Source organism: Neobacillus drentensis (assembly GCF_021560175.1).
Lineage (GTDB): Bacteria > Bacillota > Bacilli > Bacillales > Cytobacillaceae > Neobacillus > Neobacillus drentensis_A.
Window position 1 is genome coordinate 1,751,456 of the sequence record NZ_CP091110.1, and the last position, 21,726, is coordinate 1,773,181.

Below are 21,726 nucleotides of genomic sequence, written 5' to 3' on the forward strand. Positions count from 1 at the left end.
ATGATAGAATCTGGAGGGGAAGCATTTGAGTAATCTTGCCAGGAAAGTGTTAGAACAGCAACAAGCCGAGCAATCCGTTCAAATTAAACGACAAGTAAAAATTAAAAAGTCCTGGCTGACTCCGGGGGAAAAAATCATTGGAGTGGTCTTTGCTGGAATGGTTTGTTTTGGAGCAATCCATCTTGTCTCCAATCAATCAAAAATCTATGAAGCGAACAAAGACCTCCAATCTGTTCAGGATAAGATAACTGAACAGGAAAAAGTGAATGGGGATCTGAAGGTTCAAGTAAGTGAACTAAGTTCTTATGACCGAATATTCGCAAAAGCAAAGGAAATGGGTTTAGTAAAAGATGAAAATAACATCAAGGTCGTGCAGCAGAAATGAATAGGAAACAGCCATATATGAATGTGGGAGCAGCGATATTGTTTGTGATATTCGGCCTGCTCTTTTTTGTATTGATTTGCAGGTATTTTTCAATTGAAATTACAGGAGAAGTAAATGGACAGCCTCTTGCTGCCAAGGCACAGCAGAAATACAATCGCGAGGGAACCTTGCAGGCTAACAGGGGTATGATCTTCGACCGAAATGGCGTAGCGGTTGCTGAGGATACAGCCTCCTATAAACTCATTGCCATCTTAGATAAGAAGATGACAACCAATCCTAAAAAACCGCAACATGTCGTGAATCTTAACAAAACAGCAGAAGAACTATCGAAATATATAAAATTAGATGAATCTGAGATTTATAGTATCTTATCAAAAGGGAAAAAGAATACAAAGTTTCAAGTAGAGTTTGGTAAGGAAGGCCGGGATATCGATTTCAATACAAAGAAAAAAATTGAAAACTTAAAACTCCCTGGTATTACTTTTTCTCGTGATTCAAAACGCTTTTATCCAAATGGAATTTTCGCCTCGCATGTAGTCGGCTATGTAGACCGGACTGAGGAAAATGACGGAACCTATAAAACTGTCGGGAAAATGGGAATTGAAAAAACCTTTAACAAACAATTGACAGGAAAAAATGGCAGTATTAACTATGAGAGTGACTTATGGGGATATATCCTGCCTGACGGTAAAGAAAAAATATCCGCAGCGCAAAATGGTAATGATATTTATTTAACGATTGATCAAAAGATCCAAACTTTCCTAGAAGATGCGATGGATCAAGTGGTAAAGGATTATAAACCAAAAAAGATAATTGCGATTGTTGCAGACCCTAAAACAGGGGATATTTTAGCGATGGGCCAGCGTCCGTCATTTCAACCGGAAACAAAAGAAGGAATTACGGATAGCTGGCATAATGAAGCGATTGAAACATCCTACGAACCGGGTTCAACCATGAAAATTTTTACTCTTGCAGCCGCTGTTCAGGAGGGAGTATTTAATCCAAATGAAAAGTATCAATCTGGATCATTTAAAGTAACAGAAAAAAGTCAAACGATTCATGATCACAATTATTCAGGCTGGGGATCGATTACCTATCTAGAAGGAGTTCAACGCTCGTCCAATGTGGCGTTTGCTAAAATAGCCAAAGAAAAGTTAGGTTTCGAGAGATTTAGGGAATATTTAACCAAATTTGGTTTTGATAAACCGACAGGAATTGAACTTCCTAATGAGACATCAGGAAAAATTCAATATCACTACCCAATTGAAAAAATCACCACAGCCTATGGACAAGGTACGGCGATTACCGCCATTCAACAAATTCAAGCGGCAACCGCAATTGCAAATGATGGAAAAATGTTACAGCCCCATGTTGTAAAGAAAATTGTCGATCACGATACAGGAAAGACGATCGAGAAAACCTCACCGAAAGTCGTTTCAACACCGATATCGGCTGGGACGGCTAAAGAGGTGCGTGATATTCTAGAAACGGTTGTGACCTCGCCTCATGGCACAGGAGCACGTTACAAAATTGACGGTTATAGTGTTGCCGGTAAGACAGGAACAGCTAACATTCCCGGACCAAATGGTAAATATATACCCGGTGCAAATAATTATGTCTTTTCTTTTTTAGGGATGGCACCAAAAGATGATCCGAAACTAATTGTTTATGTAGCCGTACAACAGCCTAAACTTCAAGGGGTTGAAGCGGGTCAAGGGGCGATTCCAGTCTCTGAAATTTTTAATCCGGTAATGAAAAGTAGTCTAAATTATTTAAATATCCAACCCTCCAAGCTTGAAGTGGCGTCGATTAATAAACTGCCTAAATTGGAGGGAGCGCCTGTTCAGGATACTGTTAAAAGTTTAAAAGCAGATGGATTTGAAACGGTTGTACTAGGTAATGGTAAAAAGGTAACTGGGCAGCTGCCTAAGGCTGGAACCACCATTTTAGAAGGTGAAAAGGTAATTATTAAAACTTCCGGCAAAATGACGGCACCTGATATGGCCGGCTGGTCGCTCCGTGATGTCATGAAGGTTGCTAATCTGGCCAATTTAAAATTGAATTCCAAGGGCAAGGGTTTTGTTACCTATCAAAATATTAAGCCGGATGAACCTTTAAAAAGCGGGGAATACCTCAATATCGAATTAAAAACCCCGGAAGAACAATCGACAAATAATGAGAATCAAAGTGCTAATGAAACATCTAATGAGGAACAAACCGTTCAAGACTAGTAAAAGAGGCTGATCCAAAAGTGAGTGATGAATAATTTTTGCACACTCTGTTGATTGGAGCGGAAAGCGAAGCGCCTGGAGTGGAAATCAACAGACTAGTTTAATGTATAAAAAAGAAGGTGCCACTAAAAGTTTTACTTTTGGGACACCTTCTTTTACTTTACTACAATGGTTGTCCCGTTCTATTTAAATAAGTACAAGCATATAAATGAACGATACTGAAAGTGAATGTGGAATAAAGGAGGATCATTCATTATATGCGTGTTTCTAATGTTACTGTTCGAAAACGGCTAATGATGGCACTATTCGTTGGATTCCTTGCCTTCTTAATTATTGATGTTCGCCTTGGATACGTTCAGTTTGTTCTTGGAGATATGCTGACCGATAAAGCGAAAGGTTCGTGGAGCCGGAATATCCCTTTTGAACCTGAGCGGGGCAAAATTGTTGATCGGAATGGGGTAGCGTTAGCAACCAATATTAGTGCACCCACCGTCTATGTAATTCCACGGCAAATTAAAGACCCGGCAAACACAGCTGAGAAGCTTGCGTCGGTATTAAATATGTCTAAAGAAACAGCCTACCGAGAAATTACGAAAAGAGCCTCATCAGTCCGGATAAAAGAAGGCCGCAAAATCTCCCATGAAAAAGCGAAAGAAATTAGGGCTCTTGGACTCGAAGGAGTCTATGTTGGTGAAGATTCCAAACGGTATTATCCAAATGGAAGCTACCTCTCTCATGTTCTGGGCTTTACAGGAGTGGACAACCAAGGATTAATGGGTCTTGAGCAGTATTATGATAAAGAATTAAGTGGTGAAAGAGGTGCTGTGAAATTCTATGCCAATGCTAAAGGGGAAAGAATGAATGACATGGCAGATGACTATGAACAGCCCACAAAAGGACTCGATTTACAATTAACGATTGATTCAAAAATACAAACAATTGTTGAAAGAGAACTGGATATCGCACAAGCAAAGTATAATCCCGATGGTATCGTTGCCATTGCAATGAATCCGAATAACGGCGAAATATTGGCGATGTCGAGCCGGCCGACATTTGATCCCGCTAATTTTCGAAATGTTTCTCAAGAGGTCTACAATCGAAACCTCCCAGTTTGGTCGACCTATGAACCAGGGTCAACCTTTAAAATCATCACTCTTGCTGCTGCCTTGAATGAAGGAAAGGTCAACTTGGAGAAAGAGCATTTTCATGATTCAGGCTCTGTTCAAGTAGCCGGGGCAAGGTTAAAGTGCTGGAAAAGAGGCGGTCACGGTGACCAAACCTTTCTTGAGGTTGTCGAAAACTCTTGTAACCCAGGTTTTGTAGAGCTAGGAGAACGGTTAGGAAAGGATAAGCTCTTTAAGTATATTAAGGATTTTGGATTCGGACAAAAGACTGGTATTGATTTGCAAGGCGAAGGAACGGGAATATTATTTAATTTAAACCGGGTTGGTCCAGTTGAACAAGCGACGACGGCTTTTGGACAGGGTGTGTCTGTTACACCAATCCAACAAATTACCGCGGTATCTGCCGCCATCAATGGCGGGATTCTATACAAGCCATATATCGCAAAAGAGCTTATAGATCCTGTTACAAAAGAGGTCGTGATGAGAAATACGCCTGTAGTAAAGAGACGGGTTATTACAGAAAAAACATCGAAAGAAATCCGTAGTGCATTAGAAAGTGTTGTGGCAAAGGGTTCAGGTGGAAGGGCGTTTATTGAAGGATATCGAGTCGGAGGAAAGACAGGAACAGCGCAAAAAGCACAGAATGGAAGATATCTTGAAAATAACTTTATTGTTTCCTTTATGGGATTTGCGCCTGCAGACGACCCGCAAATTGTTATCTATGTAGCAGTTGATAATCCGAAAGGGGTTACTGCCTTCGGGGGTACCGTCAGTGCTCCGATTGTTGGTGCGATTATGAAAGACAGCTTAAGTGCAATGGGAGTGAAACCGCGTAAGGATCAAATAGAGAAAGAAATCAAATGGCCTGATGTACCTTTGGTGAAGTTACCAGACTTTGTTGGCATGTCAAAAAGTGAACTTCAAGAACAGCTTATTAATCTTTCAATTGATTCTAGCGGCGAAGGGGATGTGGTGGTGAGACAATCTCCGGATCCGGGCACGAAGGTAAAAGAAGGCTCGAAAGTAAGACTTTACTTTGGTAAAGGGGATTAAATAAATCAATAACGTGAAAATTTTAGGCGGCCGGAATGTTTTCCGCCGCCTAAAATTTTTATTACGGATTCATTACTAAATGGTAAAATAAAATATTTTAATGTAAAATAAGATGGAACTTTCGTAAGGATTTACGTTTAGGCATAAACTACTGATAATAGTTATGCGCAGTAATGAGAGGATTTGAGATAACATGAAGCTACAAAAGCTGCTTGAAAATTTGCACGCCATTTTACCTTATAATGGGGAAAACCCAGAAATTACATCAATTGAAAACGATAATAGGAAAGTGCAAAAAGGGAGCTTATTTATTTGCATTAAAGGATATACCGTGGATGGACATGATTTCGCGGAATCAGCAGTTAAGAATGGAGCAGCTGCCGTTCTTGCTGAAAGACCCTTAGAGTTAGACGTTCCGGTTTTGCTAGTTAACGATACAACGAGGGCGATGGCCGTCCTTGCTGATGCTTTTTACGGACAGCCGACTAAAAGTCTTCATTTAATCGGAATAACGGGAACGAATGGGAAAACGACCACTAGCCATTTAATTGAAAAAATATTTGCCGATGCCGGGAAGAAGACGGGCTTAATTGGCACGATGTATACAAAAATCGCTGACCAGATTATTGAAACCAAAAATACCACCCCGGAAAGTCTGACGCTTCAAAAAACCTTTAATCAAATGGTGGATGCTGGTGTTGATACGGCTGTTATGGAGGTCTCATCGCATGCTCTTGATTTAGGAAGGGTTCACGGCTGTGATTATAATGTGGCGGTTTTTACTAACCTTACACAAGACCACCTTGACTACCATCAGACAATGGAAGAATATAAGCGGGCAAAAAGCTTATTATTTGCGCAGCTCGGTAATACATTTGACTTAAGTAAACCAAAATATGCTGTCCTAAACGCGGATGATGATGCTTCAGAAATGTATAGCCGTTCAACTGCTGCACATGTTGTTACATACGGAATTGAGCAAAAGGCAGATCTCAAGGCGAAAAATATTCAAATGACACCGAAGGGAACCGTTTTTGACCTTGAAATAATGGACATTACCTATCCAATCCGCATGCAGTTAATTGGCAAATTCAGTGTCTACAATGTACTGGCCAGTATTGCAGCTGCATTAGTTTCCGGGCTTGAAATGGAACAAATTATTCATTCCATTGAAAGTGTCGAGGGGGTTGCAGGAAGGGTTGAACTTGTAAATGCAGGCCAAGATTTTACCGTCATTGTTGATTATGCACATACACCGGATAGTTTAGAAAATGTATTAAAAACGATCCAGCAATTTGCGGAGAAAAAGGTTTTCGTTATTGTTGGCTGCGGAGGGGATCGCGACCGCACCAAACGCCCATTAATGGCGCAGATTGCCTGTCAATTAGCAACAGATGTGATCTTGACATCAGATAATCCTAGAAGCGAAGATCCGCTAGAAATCTTGAAGGATATGGAAGCAGGGGTCAAAGGGGAAACCTATCAAGTCATTCCTGACCGGAGAAAAGCCATATATACAGCTGTGAGTCAGGCATCAGCTGGAGATATCATCTTAATCGCCGGTAAAGGGCATGAAACCTATCAAATTATTGGTAAAGAGGTTCATGATTTTGATGACCGGCTTGTTGCAAGGGAAGCGATTGAGGGGAGATAGTTATGTTTTTAGCTTTAAAAGATTTGGCACGATTGTTTACCGATAAACGGGGAACTCAAGATGAAATTCTGTTCTGTACAGTGTCTGACTCAGCCGCCTTGGAACAGTCAAAAGGATTATTTGTGCCGATCAACAAAGAGTCAGGAGAACTCTTAGAGGCCATTTCCAATGGGGCTGTAGCTGCCATTTGGGAGAAAGATGTTACACTTCCGCACTACCTGCCCAACCAGTTTCCAATTTTTTTAACAAAGGACCCGGCGGAAGCATTAAAAGATATCATTAATCTTTATATAGAAAAAATAGATGGAGAAACGAACAAGCATATGGAGAGAACAATCTTTAAAATTTCAAACAAAAAACTTCTTAATAAAAATAACCAAACATATGATATTGCTGGGCAACTGGCAATGCTAACATCAGAAAATAATCAGGAAAGGAGGGGATAAAATGAAGGAGCAAGTTATTTTTTTCACAATAATAATGGGTTTTTTAATCTCGGTTTTGCTTTCTCCCATTTTTATTCCCTTCTTGCGAAGATTGAAATTTGGACAAAGCATTCGCGAGGAAGGTCCTAAATCGCACCAGAAAAAATCAGGTACCCCCACAATGGGTGGTGTAATGATTTTATTTTCAATTATCATAACCACGCTGGTCATGATTGCCAAATTTGCAGACCATACACCAGTAACAGCTTTTTTACTCTTGTTTGTCACATTTGGATTTGGCCTGTTGGGGTTTTTGGATGACTTTATTAAGGTTGTATTAAAACGTAACCTTGGACTTACATCAAGGCAGAAACTATTAGGGCAAATTATTATATCTGTCATCTTTTATCTAATCTATAAACACACTGGTCAGTCAACAGAAATCAAGTTTCCTTTTGGTGATTTTTCGATTGATTTGGGCTGGGGATATGTGTTATTAATTATTTTCTGGCTAGTCGGCTTCTCAAATGCGGTCAATCTAACAGATGGTCTCGACGGTTTGGTGTCAGGCACCGCAGCGATTGCATTTGGAGCTTTTGCTGTGCTCGCTTGGAATCAAAATCAGTTTGAAATCGCCGTGTTCTCGGTAGCCGTTGTTGGAGCGGTGTTAGGTTTCTTGGTATTTAACGCCCATCCTGCTAAAGTATTTATGGGTGATACAGGATCACTAGCGTTAGGAGGAGCGATTGCCGCGATTGCCATCTTAACCAAGCTGGAAATTCTGCTGATTATCATTGGCGGTGTATTTGTAATTGAAACCTTGTCGGTCATTCTTCAGGTAGCTTCCTTTAAGACTACCGGGAAACGGATCTTCCGAATGAGCCCCTTGCATCATCATTATGAACTAGTGGGCTGGTCGGAATGGCGGGTTGTGGTAACATTTTGGAGTGTTGGATTAATATTAGCGATACTAGGAATCTATATTGAGGTGTGGTTGTAATTGAAACAGATCGAATCTTATCGTTATAAAAAAATTCTTGTACTGGGTTTAGCTAAAAGTGGCGTGACGGCAGCCTCTTTGTTACATAAGCTTGGAGCGTTTGTTACTGTGAATGATAAAAAGCCATTATCTGAAAATCCAGAGGCTCAAGGATTACTAGAGCAAGGGATAAAAGTAATATGTGGCGAGCACCCAATCGAACTATTGGATGAGGGTTTCGAACTGATTGTGAAAAACCCTGGTATTCCTTATCATAATCCAATGATTGAAGGGGCAATTGAAAAGGGGATTCCTGTCATTACTGAGGTGGAGCTTGCGTATGAAATTTCTGAAGCTCCCTTTATAGGGATTACCGGTACGAATGGGAAAACAACAACGACTACCCTTGTCTATGAAATGATGAAGGAAGGGAACAAGAAGCCGTTAATAGCAGGTAATATTGGTACGGTTGCTTCCGGTGTTGCCCAAAAGGCGACAGAGGACAATACTATTGTCATCGAACTCTCGTCTTTTCAATTAATGGGAATTAACAGATTTACTCCTAAAATTGCAATCATTACGAACCTTTATGATGCCCATCTGGATTATCATGGCACCAGAAAGGAATACATTCAGGCAAAGGCCAATATTACGAAAAACCAGTCTGAACTTGACTATTTAGTCATCAATGCCGACCAAGAAGAAACAATGGAAATTGCCCGCAATTCTAAAGCGACAATCATTCCTTTCTCCACTAAGAAAGAACTCTCAGAGGGAGCTTTTATTAAGGATGGCTGGTTGATCTTTAATCGTGAGCCGGTAATGGAAATTAGCGAAATCGTACTGCCGGGGGTACATAACCTCGAAAATATCTTATCTGCCATGGCCGCTGCCAAACTATCAGGCGTAGAAAACAGCGCCATCCAAACCGTCCTCAAAACCTTTACGGGTGTCAGGCACCGTTTGCAGTATGTCGCTGATGTAAATGGCAGAAAGGTTTATAATGATTCGAAGGCTACGAATATCTTAGCCACCATTAAGGCTTTAGCGGCGTTTAAGGCACCGACGATTTTACTTGCGGGCGGACTTGACCGCGGTAATGAGTTTGATGAGCTGCTTCCGTATTTAACCAATGTAAAAGCGTTAATCACGTTTGGTCAAACAGCTCCTAAGCTTGAACGGGTTGGAAAGCTTGCCGGAATAAATTCTATCAGCCATGTCGATAATGTTGAAAAGGCAGTGCCGGAAGCTTATCGATATTCAGAACCTGGCGACGTCATCCTTTTATCACCTGCTTGTGCAAGCTGGGATCAATATAAAAGTTTTGAAGTCCGGGGAGACATTTTTATCGAAGCGGTGCATAAGCTTAAGTAAGGGCTTGTCCTTCGAAAAGCGGAAGCGCCCGTTTAGCGGCGTATGGCCTGGAGCGCTTTGACTGAGATAAAGGAAACGGAAAAGCGGAAGCGCCTTGAACAGGGGCGACAGGCATAAGACGAGCCGGCGAGAAGGCTGCTTTTTAGTCTTCTTGACGGATTGGCTTATGACCCCGAGCCCCTAGGCGCTGAAGCTAGACAAACGAAGAGCGGAAGCTTTTTCGTGTTGACTTATCGTAAGGAGAAGAGCGAAGGACACTAGCCGCTGGGCGCTGGAGCTAGACACTCATCTAAGTTCAGCTAATAACTAGCGGAGCCCTAAAACACGTGGTTTGAGGTGGATAGTGGTGCCGACAAAGAGAACAACTCCCGACTTTATCTTAATGATTGTAACGTTCACACTGCTGGCAATCGGGCTCATCATGGTATACAGCGCTAGTGCCGTCTGGGCCGAATATAAATTCCAAGATTCCTTTTTCTTTGCAAAAAGGCAAACCCTCTTTGCCGGGGTAGGAATCGTTGCGATGTTTTTTATTATGAACGTAAATTACTGGACGTGGAGAACTTATGCCAAAACAATCCTCATTGTTTGTTTTGTTCTGTTAGTACTCGTGCTAATTCCAGGTATCGGGAATGTTCGAAATGGTTCAAGAAGCTGGATTGGGGTAGGGGCATTCTCTATACAGCCATCCGAATTTATGAAACTTGCCATGATCGCTTTTTTAGCAAAATATTTATCAGAACGCCAAAAATTCATTACCTCCTTTAAAAAGGGCCTTATACCTTCCCTTGGTCTTGCCTTTGTTGCCTTTGCTATGATTATGCTCCAGCCAGACTTAGGAACGGGAACAGTAATGATGGGGACTTGTGTGGTTATGATCTTTATTGCGGGCGCTCGAATTAGTCATTTTGGTTTTTTAGGCCTTTTGGGAGTTGCAGGTTTTGTTGGGTTAATTGCTTCTGCACCCTATCGGATTAAGCGGATCACCTCTTTCCTTGACCCCTGGTCGGATCCATTGGGGAGTGGATTTCAAATTATTCAATCCCTTTATGCGATTGGTCCGGGCGGGCTATTTGGCTTAGGACTTGGGGAGAGCAGGCAGAAGTTTTTTTACTTACCGGAACCGCAGACAGACTTTATCTTTGCGATCCTATCAGAAGAATTAGGCTTTATTGGCGGCTCATTCATTTTGCTTTTATTTGCCCTTTTGTTATGGCGGGGCATTCGGATTGCCCTTGGTGCACCTGACCTATATGGAAGTTTCCTTGCTGTAGGTATTATTGCCATGGTGGCCATTCAAGTTATGATAAATATTGGTGTTGTTACCGGGCTAATGCCGGTTACAGGTATTACTCTGCCCTTCTTAAGTTACGGGGGATCCTCATTAACATTAATGCTAATGGCAATCGGTGTTCTCCTGAATATTAGCCGATATTCACGCTTCTAAATTGAATTGATACCCTGTTCACTCGGCAGGGTTCTTTTTATGTTTTAACGGTTATTAAAAAGGCAGCATTTTAGTCTATCATTATATAGATAATGAATACATCTCTAAAATTGAGGTGTACTTTCTTTATTACAATTAAATAACATTATTTTTTCTGGCATATTTTCTTTTGTTTTTATAGTAGAATGTGTTTAGCAACTTTTTAGAGGTGAGAAAATGAAAGTAGTAGTAAGTGGCGGAGGGACCGGTGGACATATCTATCCTGCTCTCGCACTCATTCGAGAAATTCAAAAAGAAAACAAAGAAACAGAGTTTTTATATATTGGAACAACGAATGGCTTAGAAAGCAAGCTTGTCCCAAGGGAAAAGATTGAGTTTAAATCGATTCATATTACTGGTTTTAAAAGAAAACTATCGTTTGATAATGTAAAAACCATTATTAGATTTATAAAAGGTGTTCAGGATAGTAAGAGAATTCTAAAAGAGTTCCAACCCGATATTGTGATTGGAACAGGTGGTTATGTGTGTGGTCCTGTTGTTTATGCTGCAAAAGGACTTGGAATTCCAACCATTATTCACGAACAGAATAGTGTACCCGGTTTAACCAATAAATTTTTAAGCCGATATGTAAACAAAATCGCTATTTGTTTTGAAGAAGCAAAAGAATATTTTCCAAGTGAAAAAGTTGTTTTTACTGGAAATCCTAGAGCTTCCGAGGTGCTGGGTAAGGATGGAATTAAAGGGCGTTTATCAGCAGGACTGAGTGCCACGAAACCAGCCGTTCTTATTTTTGGCGGGAGCAGGGGGGCTCGGCCGATTAATGAAGCCGTTGTAAAGGCCCTCGCTGAATTAGCAGAAAAGCCGTACCAAGTTCTCTATATTACGGGTGACGTCCATTATGAGGCTGTTCAAAAGGAAGTAGAGTTAGTGGGAAATCCAAAAAATGTGGTGATAAAGCCATTTATTCATAACATGCCAGAGGTCCTGGCTGGAATTGATTTGGTTGTATCAAGAGCGGGAGCCACTACACTTGCCGAATTAACCTCATTAGGAATTCCAAGTATTCTAGTCCCAAGTCCCTATGTGACCAATAACCATCAAGAAAAAAATGCCAGGTCTTTAAGTGATCATGGAGCAGCACAATTACTGTTAGAGAAGGATTTAAATAATAAAAGTCTGGTCAGCCAGATTGATCGCATTCTCTTAAACCATGAACATTTAAAAGATATGAAAGCTAAAGCTAAAAAAATGGGTGTTCCTGATTCAGCCGGACGGCTTTATGAGGTCATGAAACAACTTGTTAAAACAAATCAAAAGTCGCCCAAATAAATTTTTTGCATAAACTGAAAAAAACGCATCTTGGAAAGTTAGGTGGTATAGATGGACGCAATCGTAACAGAATTGCAAAACTTAAATATTGGAAAAGTGAAGACAAATGAACCATTGTTAAATCATACGACAATAAAAATTGGTGGCCCTGCTGATCTTTTTATTGAACCTTCATCAGTTGATAGCTTAAAAAAGGCTATGGCAGTAATTGAAAAGAATGGCCTTAAATGGCGGGCCATTGGCAGAGGTTCTAATCTGTTAGTCTCGGATAAAGGGATAGAAGGGGCAGTCATAAAGCTAGGTTCGGGCTTAGACCTCCTAGAAATCAACGAAACTGAAATTACCGTCGGCGGTGGATATTCCCTTGTTAGTCTGGCTACTTCAATTAGTAAAAAAGGGCTTTCCGGTCTCGAATTTGCCAGCGGCATTCCTGGTTCAGTTGGCGGAGCAGTGTATATGAATGCTGGAGCACATGGTTCAGATATTAGTAAAATCTTAACGAAAGCGCATATTCTGTTTGATGACGGCTCGATGGAATGGCTGACGAATCAAGAGATGGAATTTTCGTATCGAACATCTATTCTTCAAAAGAAACGTCCTGGGATTGTATTAGAAGCGGTTTTTAAGCTTACCCAAGGTGACCGTGCAGCGATTGTTGCCCAAATGCAAAAAAATAAGGATTATCGGAAAGAAACACAGCCATGGAATTTCCCTTGTGCAGGCAGTATTTTCCGTAATCCCCTTCCGAATTATGCTGGTAAATTAATTGAGGATGCTGACTTAAAGGGCTATAGCATTGGTGGGGCAAAAATATCAGAAATGCACGGGAATTTCATTGTAAATGCCGGCAATGCAACGGCGGAAGATGTCCTATCATTAATTCAGTATGTAAAGGATACTATCTTTCGTTTATATCAGGTTAAAATGGAAACAGAAGTGGAGATTATCGGTAGATAACCCTACTTTTCCTGTAAGAAATTCCTTACGAATGACAAGAATTGTGTTATAATTACAAATAATAAATACGTGGATACAAGCAAGAAAATCAGTGACGGCATGAATTTTCGTGCCGTTGTTTCTCTTTATAGTGGCCGTTATGTAAAATGGACAAGCCTTGGGGCAACTGCTTATAGTTTTAAAGTTTCATACATATTTCAAAATAGCGCTCACGCTTTTCTTTTGGAGGAGAGTTTAGGGATGGAAAATGGTAAAATCGTTGCTCTTGAGGATCGTATACCAAAACTGAAGGAGCAAAGACGACGAAAGGCAAACAGACGTCTTGTACTCCTGCTGATTTTGTTTTTTACAGTAATAGTCGTTGTTGCCTATTCCCAATCTCCATTAAGTCATGTAAAACATATAATTGTGACAGGGAATGAAGTATATTCTGATCAGGAAATCATTAAGGCGAGTGGTATTACAACACAGTCGAATATTTGGAAGGTGAAAAAAAGTAATGTTGCTTCAAAACTTGACCATCTATCAGAAATCAAAAAGGCAACAGTTCAGATTAAATGGCCTAATTCTATTCAAATCCAAGTGAAAGAACATATAAGAGTTGCGTACCTTAAAAGTGGTAAAAACTACCTTCCTATCATGGAAAACGGTAAGATTTTAAAGGACAGAAAAACGGAAATAATTCCAGTTAATTCTCCGATTCTTTTTGATTTCAAGGAAGGTTCGGTTCTTAACCTAATGGTAAAAGAGTTAGAAAAACTTCCCATTGAAATTACAAATTCCATTTCTGAAATACATTATACTCCGAAAAAAACTGACCGGTATCATATTTCCTTATTTATGAATGATGGCTTTGAAGTCAGCGCAACGCTAAGAAGTTTTTCAGAAAAGATGGTGCATTACCCTTCCATTATTAGCCAATTAGATCCGAAAAAGAAAGGGTTAATTGACTTGGAAGTAGGTTCCTATTTTAAGGCTTTTGGAGCGAATGTCGAGGGGAAAAACGGTGAATAGGATAAAGGTGAAAGGGAAGTACTTTATCTTGTCACTCGTTTGTTTGGTTTTGGGATTTATGGTTGCTTTTTCGTATCACCTTACCCAAACTAAACTTCAAAATGAAAAACGGAATCTTTCAGGTAATCAATATGAAGAAACCCTTGGGTTAAGAAACCAATTAATTGCTCAAGAGGAAACCAATCGCAAACTGCAAAAGGAATTAAATCAGAAGCAGGGCGAGGTCCTGAAAAATGAAAAAAACCTTTCGAAGGAGACTGAAAGTTTCCTTAATCTTACAGAAGATGCAGAGAAATATCGGATGTTTCTTGGAAAAGTAAAAGTAAAGGGGAAGGGTGTGCGAGTGACTCTTTCTGATGGAGCTTATAACCCTAAAGAAGACAATGTGAACAATTACCTTGTTCATGAACAGCATGTTTTTAAAGTAATCACCGAATTGTACATCTCAGGTGCTGCGGCTGTAGCCATTAACGGACAGAGACTGACAAGCCATTCGTATATTGTCTGTAATGGACCGGTTATTACAGTGGATGGGGTGCCGTATCCAGCACCTTTTGTCATTACGGCGATAGGTGACCCGGATGTTCTTTCTACTTCATTGAACCTTACAGGTGGAGTGAAGGATCAATTAGTAAATGACAATGTAGTTTTTTCGATGGAAAAGGAGGATGAAATCGTCCTAAATCCAATCTTAGGCAGCTAATTTATGTCCACACGAAATGAATGGAGAAGGTCAGGTGAAAAAAGTGGACAAGCGGAAGATAAATTTAAGCTTTACCTTAATAGCGACTTTGGTTGGATTTATGATCGCGATTCAATTTCAAACAGTGAAGAAACCAGTAGAACGTGATACACGAGATATATGGCAGCTTCGAGAGGCGCTCCTAAAGGAAAAAGAACTACAATTTAATTTACTAAGTGAGATTCGTTCTAACGAAGAAAAACTATCAGCCTATGAATCTAAGCAAAAACAAAGTAAGGAACAAGCATTAAATGATACGTTAGAGGAGTTAAAAGGGGAGGCAGGATTAACAGACATCACCGGTCCTGGGATCACGCTCTTGATTGAACCGGTGATGGAAGATATTCAGCTGGGAGCCCCAGTGGAAGATTCGGTTTCGCCCGAACTTTTAAAAAGGTTATTAAACGAACTGAATATGTATGAAGCCAAATACGTGGCAATAGATGGTCAAAGGGTCATTAATACCACTGTCATTAGAGATATAAATGGAGAAACAAAAATTGATGGGCATACCATAAAAGGACTGCCAATTGAGATTAAAATAGGCGTAGATGATATGAATGCGGCGGAAAATTTATCAAATCGGATGAAGGTATCAAAAGCCAGGGATGAGTTTTTCACTGAAAGCTTAAGACTTGAGGTGTCGGCATCAAATCCCGACATTACGATACCCGCCTATGATAATTCGATCCGGGTGAAGTACATGGAGCCGATTAAAGAAGGAGGCGGTTCCTAATGTGGCTTCCTTTTATGGGACTGGTAATTGGTATCATTCTTGGGTTACTAACGGAACTTCGAATCCCTGAGGAGTATTCCAATTATTTGTCGATTGCTATTTTGGCAGCTTTTGACACACTTTTCGGAGGAATTCGAGCATACCTGCAAAATATATATGATGAAAAGGTGTTTGTATCAGGATTCTTTTTTAATATTGTCCTTGCAGCAAGTTTAGCTTTTCTCGGTGTTCATCTTGGTGTAGACTTGTATTTAGCAGCAGTTTTTGCGTTTGGTGTCAGATTGTTTCAAAATATTGCCGTGATACGGAGAATATTATTGACAAAATGGTCAACAAACAAAGAAAAAATAGAAAAAAGTTGAATTTTTTAAAGGGAAATATGTAGTTGTGACGAATAATTTTATAAGATATGACTATGAAACTAGTATAGGACGAAAAATGAAATTGTTGTTCTTCCCAAGGAGATTAAAAGGAGGTGCCATAGAATGAACAGCAATGAAATATATGTTAGTCTTGACATCGGTACATCCAGTGTAAAAGTAATCATTGGTGAAATGGTCAATGACTCTGGAAAAGACACGTTAAACATAATTGGTGTTGGAAATGTGAAATCAGAAGGTTTGCGTAAAGGGTCGATTGTTGACATGGATGATACCGTTCATTCTATTAAGCGGGCAATTGAGCAGGCAGAAAGAATGATCGGAATGGAAATCCGCGAAGTAGTGGTCGGTATATCTGGAAGAGACATCATGCTTCATAACTGTCACGGTATTGTAGCTGTTTCAAGCCAAAACCGGGAAATAACTAATGAGGACGTCATTCGTGTAATTGAGGCATCTCACGTCGGTTCTATACCACCGGAAAGAGAAAACATTGGTGTTATTCGAAAACAATTTATTCTTGATGGTAAGGATGAAATTAATGATCCTCGCGGGATGATTGGTGTTCGTCTAGAAATGGAAGGAACTCTGATAACTGGTTCCAAATCGATAATCATCAACACTTTACGCTGTGTGGAACGTGCAGGCCTAGAAATTTTAGATATTATCCTGCAGCCTTTGGCAGCAGGAGATTTTGCCTTATCAAGAGATGAGAAGAATCTGGGTGTTGCCATGATCGATATCGGCGGAGGGTCCACTACGATTGCTGTGTTCGAAGAAGGATTCTTAAAAGCAACCAGTGTGATTCCAGTTGGCGGTGATCTGCTAACAAATGATCTTTCTAAAGTTTTGCATACCTCAACAGAGGATGCTGAAAATATTAAGATAAAATATGGACATGCCTTCTATGATAATGCCTCGGAAGATGAGTTCTTCAGCGTACCAATCATCGGCAGTGACCAGCATCAGCAATTTAACCAACTCTATGTGTCTGAAATTATTGAAGCTAGAATGGAAGAAATTTTTGAACTGATCGCAAATGAATTGAAACGTATGGGTGTAATGGATTTACCTGGTGGTTTTGTCTTAACAGGCGGATCAGCAAAAATGCAAGGTTTGTTGGAACTTGCTCAAGATATGTTCCAAAATCCAGTCCGTATTGCCTCACCTGACTATATAGGTGTAAGAGAACCTCAATATACAACAGCGGTTGGCTTAATTAAGTATGCTTACAAGAATGCTAGACTACCTGGAGGAACCAATGGATCAACCTCTGCGGTGTCGGTTTCGGAGCCAGTCGAAAAAAGAATACCAAAACAACATCAACCTAAAACTAAGGTAGAAAAACAACCTGAAGAAAAAATGTCATCAAAAGTAAAAAAATTCCTTGGTTACTTTTTCGAATAAGAAATAGTAAATCAACGAATTAGGAGGATTTGTCATGTTAGAATTTGATACAAATTTAGATTCTCTTGCAACAATAAAAGTAATCGGAGTTGGCGGCGGAGGCAATAACGCAGTAAACCGAATGATTGAACATGGAGTTCAGGGCGTAGAATTTATCGCCGTTAATACAGATGCACAAGCCTTAAATCTATCAAAAGCAGAAGTTAAAATGCAAATTGGTGCCAAACTTACCCGCGGTCTTGGAGCAGGTGCTAATCCAGAGGTAGGTAAAAAGGCTGCAGAAGAAAGCAAGGAACAAATTGAAGAGGCGCTAAGAGGTGCCGATATGGTCTTTGTTACAGCTGGGATGGGTGGCGGAACCGGTACTGGTGCAGCGCCGGTTATTGCACAAATCGCCCGTGATTTAGGTGCCTTAACGGTAGGTGTTGTCACTCGACCATTTACCTTCGAGGGTAAAAAGCGTTCGAACCAGGCGTCAGGCGGAATTGGGTCAATGAAAGAAGCGGTTGATACGCTCATTGTGATTCCAAATGATCGTCTTCTTGAAATTGTTGATAAAAGTACGCCTATGCTTGAAGCATTCCGTGAAGCAGATAATGTATTGCGTCAAGGTGTTCAGGGTATCTCTGACTTAATTGCTACACCAGGATTAATTAACTTAGACTTCGCTGACGTAAAAACGATTATGTCTAATAAAGGTTCCGCTTTAATGGGTATCGGAGTTGCTGCCGGTGAAAATCGAGCAACTGAAGCGGCTAAAAAGGCAATCAATTCTCCTCTACTAGAGACATCGATCGATGGTGCTCAAGGTGTCCTAATGAATATTACCGGTGGATCTAACTTAAGTCTTTATGAGGTTCAAGAAGCGGCCGATATCGTTGCCACAGCAACCGATCAAGAAGTAAATATGATCTTCGGTTCTGTTATCAATGAAACGTTAAAAGACGAAATTATTGTTACGGTTATTGCAACGGGCTTTAATGAAGAAGTGGCCCAGCCAAAAGTTACACGACCATCTTTTGGACAAGTGAAACCGACTGTTAACCCTGTTAAGAGAGAACACAAACGTGAAGAAGCTCCGCAGGAACCAGTCCGCAACAATACCAATGTTTCTCAAGAGGATGCACTAGATATCCCAACATTCTTACGTAATCGAAATAGAAGAAGATAATTTTTTTAGATGAAAGAGGCGCAGTTCCACTAGGGACTGCGCCTTTTTCATATTTTCAACTATATAAATATGACAAATTCCGTTTGCTTTTGTGAAAATTTCTGATTTTTTGATTACAGAAAGTGACACACTTCCGCTAGTAAAGTACGTTATACTTTTTCGTAAACAGAAGAATAGAAACATAAGCCAATAGCTGAATTAAGGAGGAAGCTGGCTTGACAGTTTATCTTGATGTAATTTGGGCTCTTAATTTGTTATTCGATAGCCTTCTCCTGTACTTAACGGCTATATTTCTTAAAAGAAGAATACAAATCTGGAGATTACTTGCCGGTGGATTTATAGGTTCAATGATTATTTTATTATCGTTTACACCACTAAATGCCTATACCAGCCATCCGATCTCAAAACTTATTTGTTCGATGTTGATGGTACTATGCACTTTTGGATTTAAACGGTTAACCTTTTTCTTTAAGGCCTTAATGACGCTATATGTTTCTACTTTTTTGATTGGCGGAGGCTTAATGGGTGCCCATTATTTCATTCAATCTGATTTAGAGCTGTCCGTAAAGGTTCTGTCTTCCAGTGTGAAGGGATTTGGTGACCCGATTAGCTGGCTGTTTGTACTGATTGGCTTTCCGCTGGCCTGGCACTTTGCAAGAAAAAATGTAGAAGGTATGGAAATGACAAAAATACAATTCGAACAAATTGTCAGTGTTCAACTCCATATCTCCGAAGAAAGGATGCATTTCAAGGGATTGGTTGATAGTGGAAATCAACTGTATGATCCGTTGTCTAAACTCCCTGTTATGATTGTCTCTCTACAAAATCAAAGTGAAGCTGTTCCAGAATCAATTAACAGGCTGGCAGCGGCCGATCCAGAACAGTTCATATTGGGAAGTCAGGATGTGCCTAATGATTGGCAGAATAGGCTAAGAATCATTCCGTGCCGAGTCGTTGGACAAGAGCACCAGCTGATTGTTGCCATTAAACCCGATCTCATTTTAATCGAACATAACGGAGATCAATATGTATGTGAAAAGGGTCTTGTTTCGTTTACGATGCAGCAGCTCTCGGTTGATGATGCCTTCCAATGCATTGTTCATCCCAAAATGCTGACGGGAACTAAGCGGCAAGGAGGGGCTGTGAAGGTAAGTTAATATTACTATACTCAATCAGAACATTTTTTAGAAGGAGGAACATACATGAAAAAATGGAGATTTCGCTTAACTTACTATTGGTATAAATTGCTACTAAAACTGGGTCTTAAAACAGATGAAGTTTATTACATCGGCGGAAGCGAAGCTTTACCACCTCCTTTGAGTAAGGACGAAGAAGAGGTTTTGTTGAAAAAGCTTCCTGGTGGTGATAAGGCTGCAAGATCAATCCTAATCGAACGAAATCTACGTCTCGTTGTGTACATTGCGAGGAAATTTGAGAATACAGGCATCAATATTGAGGATCTGATTAGTATTGGAACAATTGGATTGATCAAAGCAGTCAATACGTTTAATCCTGAAAAGAAAATAAAACTAGCTACATATGCATCGCGATGCATTGAAAATGAAATTCTTATGTACTTAAGACGGAATAATAAAATACGATCAGAAGTATCGTTTGATGAACCGTTGAACATCGATTGGGATGGTAACGAGCTGCTCCTATCAGATGTTTTAGGAACAGACGATGATATTATTACAAAAGATTTAGAGGCAAGTGTCGATCGTAAGCTGCTGACCAAAGCATTGCATCAGCTTACGGACCGAGAAAAGCAAATTATGGAACTAAGGTTTGGCCTTACAAATGGAGAAGAAAAAACCCAGAAGGATGTGGCCGATATGCTTGGGATATCCCAATCCTATATATCCAGATTAGAAAAAAGAATTATCAAAAGACTGCGGAAAGAATTCAATAAAATGGTTTAGAAACGGAAAGGACTTAAGAACAGACTAATTGCAATTACTGTAAAGTTTTATCTTTAAAAGAAAAATTTTTCCATTCCAAAAACCTATTCAATTCATGATGTCATCGCATTTTTCGACAAATATGCATCAGTCCGATGGTAAGGACTGGTGCATATTTTTCCTTCTCGGGGAGATACTGTTTTTTGTACAGCAGCTCCTGTGAGGAGGGAAAAGGATTGACTCGAAATAAAGTTGAAATTTGCGGTGTAGACACATCAAAACTTCCTGTTTTAAAGAACGAAGAAATGAGAATACTCTTCAAGCAAATGCAAGAGGGCGATATAAGTGCTCGTGAAAAGCTTGTCAACGGTAATTTACGTCTTGTCCTGAGCGTCATTCAGCGGTTTAACAATCGTGGCGAGTTTGTTGATGATTTATTTCAGGTTGGCTGTATTGGACTCATGAAATCAATTGATAACTTCGATTTAGGTCAAAACGTAAAGTTTTCCACTTATGCCGTACCAATGATCATAGGAGAAATTCGAAGGTATTTGCGTGATAATAATCCAATTCGTGTGTCGCGTTCCTTACGAGATATTGCCTATAAGGCGCTACAGGTGAGGGAACGATTGATGAGCGAAACCTCACGTGAACCAACTGCAGAGGAAATTGCAAAGGTCTTGGAAGTACCGCATGAGGAAATCGTTTTTGCATTGGATGCAATTCAAGATCCGGTCTCCTTATTTGAACCCATCTATAATGATGGCGGTGACCCCATTTATGTAATGGACCAGCTAAGTGATGAAAAAAATAAAGATATTAATTGGATTGAAGAAATTGCCCTTAAGGAGGGCATGCGAAGATTAAACGAACGTGAAAAGCTGATCCTTAGAAAGCGATTCTTCCAAGGGAAAACACAAATGGAAGTCGCAGATGAAATTGGTATTTCTCAAGCTCAGGTCTCACGCCTTGAGAAAGCAGCAATTAGACAAATGAACAAAAACATTCAAAGTTAAAGCTGTCCAATCGGACAGCTTTATTTTTTATAGATAAAATAGCCCGTGCCAACATATAGTGGTAATAGTATGGAGCGGGAGTGGTGATGTGGTGAAAATTTCGGAATTCCAAATAAAAGATGTTGTAAATGTATCGGATGGTAAAAGGCTGGGGAATATTGGGGATATCGAGATTAATTTAACAACTGGGAAAATTGAGGCAGTAATCATTTCTGGGGGCGGCAGAGTTCTTGGTTTTTTTGGTAAAGATGAAGATATCATCATACCGTGGAAAAATATCCTTAAAATAGGGCATGACGTCATTTTGGTTAGATATAAAGGCAGCACTGAATTGATAGGGGAGCAGACAGAAGTTTAATATCTTTCATTTGCGGTGACCAAAATTTCTTTTCATGGTAAAC

20 protein-coding genes are annotated in these 21,726 nt (G+C 40.0%); all 20 read left to right on the forward strand.

Annotation, left to right across the window (positions count from 1 at the left end):
• Positions 1–25: 25 nt before the first annotated feature.
• The 20 genes from ftsL to L1999_RS08295 all read left to right on the forward strand — a co-directional run bounded on the left by ftsL (position 26) and on the right by L1999_RS08295 (position 21,683).
• A complete protein-coding gene (ftsL, locus tag L1999_RS08200) occupies positions 26–385 on the forward strand; it encodes a cell division protein FtsL (RefSeq protein ID WP_215040697.1) in 360 nt (119 codons plus the stop codon).
• A complete protein-coding gene (locus tag L1999_RS08205; RefSeq protein ID WP_235743097.1) occupies positions 382–2,616 on the forward strand; it encodes a penicillin-binding protein in 2,235 nt (744 codons plus the stop codon). The genes ftsL and L1999_RS08205 overlap by 4 nt, the downstream gene beginning before the upstream one ends.
• A 257-nt stretch (positions 2,617–2,873) precedes the next feature.
• A complete protein-coding gene (locus L1999_RS08210; RefSeq protein ID WP_235743098.1) occupies positions 2,874–4,793 on the forward strand; it encodes a stage V sporulation protein D in 1,920 nt (639 codons plus the stop codon).
• Positions 4,794–4,986: 193 nt separating this feature from the next.
• The gene (locus L1999_RS08215; protein WP_235743099.1) at positions 4,987–6,447 is read left to right on the forward strand and encodes a UDP-N-acetylmuramoyl-L-alanyl-D-glutamate--2,6-diaminopimelate ligase; all 1,461 of its coding nucleotides are present in this window, start codon (positions 4,987–4,989) and stop codon (positions 6,445–6,447) included.
• Between the two features lie 2 nt (positions 6,448–6,449).
• Positions 6,450–6,893 carry a hypothetical protein gene (locus L1999_RS08220; protein ID WP_235743100.1) on the forward strand — a complete coding sequence of 148 codons (444 nt, stop codon included), beginning with the start codon at positions 6,450–6,452 and terminating at the stop codon, positions 6,891–6,893.
• A gap of 1 nt (position 6,894) precedes the next feature.
• Entirely contained in the window at positions 6,895–7,872 is a 978-nt protein-coding gene (gene mraY / locus L1999_RS08225; protein WP_215040702.1) for a phospho-N-acetylmuramoyl-pentapeptide-transferase, read from the forward strand.
• On the forward strand, positions 7,873–9,225 hold the full coding sequence (gene murD / locus L1999_RS08230; protein ID WP_235743101.1) for a UDP-N-acetylmuramoyl-L-alanine--D-glutamate ligase: 1,353 nt from the start codon (positions 7,873–7,875) through the stop codon (positions 9,223–9,225).
• A 346-nt stretch (positions 9,226–9,571) separates the two neighbouring features.
• Entirely contained in the window at positions 9,572–10,672 is a 1,101-nt protein-coding gene (spoVE, locus tag L1999_RS08235) for a stage V sporulation protein E (RefSeq protein WP_235743102.1), read from the forward strand.
• Between the two features lie 216 nt (positions 10,673–10,888).
• Positions 10,889–12,001 (forward strand): undecaprenyldiphospho-muramoylpentapeptide beta-N-acetylglucosaminyltransferase, encoded by a 1,113-nt coding sequence (murG, locus tag L1999_RS08240; protein WP_235743103.1) that lies wholly within the window; start codon positions 10,889–10,891, stop codon positions 11,999–12,001.
• A gap of 51 nt (positions 12,002–12,052) precedes the next feature.
• A complete protein-coding gene (murB, locus tag L1999_RS08245; protein ID WP_235743104.1) occupies positions 12,053–12,958 on the forward strand; it encodes a UDP-N-acetylmuramate dehydrogenase in 906 nt (301 codons plus the stop codon).
• Between the two features lie 240 nt (positions 12,959–13,198).
• On the forward strand, positions 13,199–13,972 hold the full coding sequence (locus L1999_RS08250) for a cell division protein FtsQ/DivIB (RefSeq protein WP_235743105.1): 774 nt from the start codon (positions 13,199–13,201) through the stop codon (positions 13,970–13,972).
• Complete coding sequence (locus tag L1999_RS08255) at positions 13,947–14,675, forward strand: DUF881 domain-containing protein (RefSeq protein ID WP_235743106.1); 729 nt, start codon at positions 13,947–13,949, stop codon at positions 14,673–14,675. The genes L1999_RS08250 and L1999_RS08255 overlap by 26 nt, the downstream gene beginning before the upstream one ends.
• A 43-nt stretch (positions 14,676–14,718) precedes the next feature.
• Positions 14,719–15,450 carry a DUF881 domain-containing protein gene (locus L1999_RS08260; RefSeq protein WP_235744291.1) on the forward strand — a complete coding sequence of 244 codons (732 nt, stop codon included), beginning with the start codon at positions 14,719–14,721 and terminating at the stop codon, positions 15,448–15,450.
• Complete coding sequence (locus tag L1999_RS08265; RefSeq protein WP_215040709.1) at positions 15,450–15,812, forward strand: small basic family protein; 363 nt, start codon at positions 15,450–15,452, stop codon at positions 15,810–15,812. The genes L1999_RS08260 and L1999_RS08265 overlap by 1 nt, the downstream gene beginning before the upstream one ends.
• A 123-nt stretch (positions 15,813–15,935) precedes the next feature.
• Positions 15,936–17,237, forward strand: a complete 1,302-nt coding sequence (ftsA, locus tag L1999_RS08270; protein ID WP_235743107.1) for a cell division protein FtsA — start codon at positions 15,936–15,938, stop codon at positions 17,235–17,237.
• A 34-nt stretch (positions 17,238–17,271) separates the two neighbouring features.
• Positions 17,272–18,408 (forward strand): cell division protein FtsZ, encoded by a 1,137-nt coding sequence (ftsZ, locus tag L1999_RS08275; RefSeq protein ID WP_235743108.1) that lies wholly within the window; start codon positions 17,272–17,274, stop codon positions 18,406–18,408.
• Between the two features lie 215 nt (positions 18,409–18,623).
• Positions 18,624–19,565 (forward strand): sigma-E processing peptidase SpoIIGA, encoded by a 942-nt coding sequence (spoIIGA, locus tag L1999_RS08280; RefSeq protein WP_235743109.1) that lies wholly within the window; start codon positions 18,624–18,626, stop codon positions 19,563–19,565.
• Between the two features lie 45 nt (positions 19,566–19,610).
• Entirely contained in the window at positions 19,611–20,330 is a 720-nt protein-coding gene (gene sigE / locus L1999_RS08285) for an RNA polymerase sporulation sigma factor SigE (RefSeq protein WP_215040713.1), read from the forward strand.
• Between the two features lie 215 nt (positions 20,331–20,545).
• Positions 20,546–21,325 (forward strand): RNA polymerase sporulation sigma factor SigG, encoded by a 780-nt coding sequence (sigG, locus tag L1999_RS08290; protein WP_215040714.1) that lies wholly within the window; start codon positions 20,546–20,548, stop codon positions 21,323–21,325.
• 88 nt (positions 21,326–21,413) lie between these two features.
• On the forward strand, positions 21,414–21,683 hold the full coding sequence (locus tag L1999_RS08295; RefSeq protein ID WP_215040715.1) for a YlmC/YmxH family sporulation protein: 270 nt from the start codon (positions 21,414–21,416) through the stop codon (positions 21,681–21,683).
• Positions 21,684–21,726 lie beyond the last annotated feature (43 nt).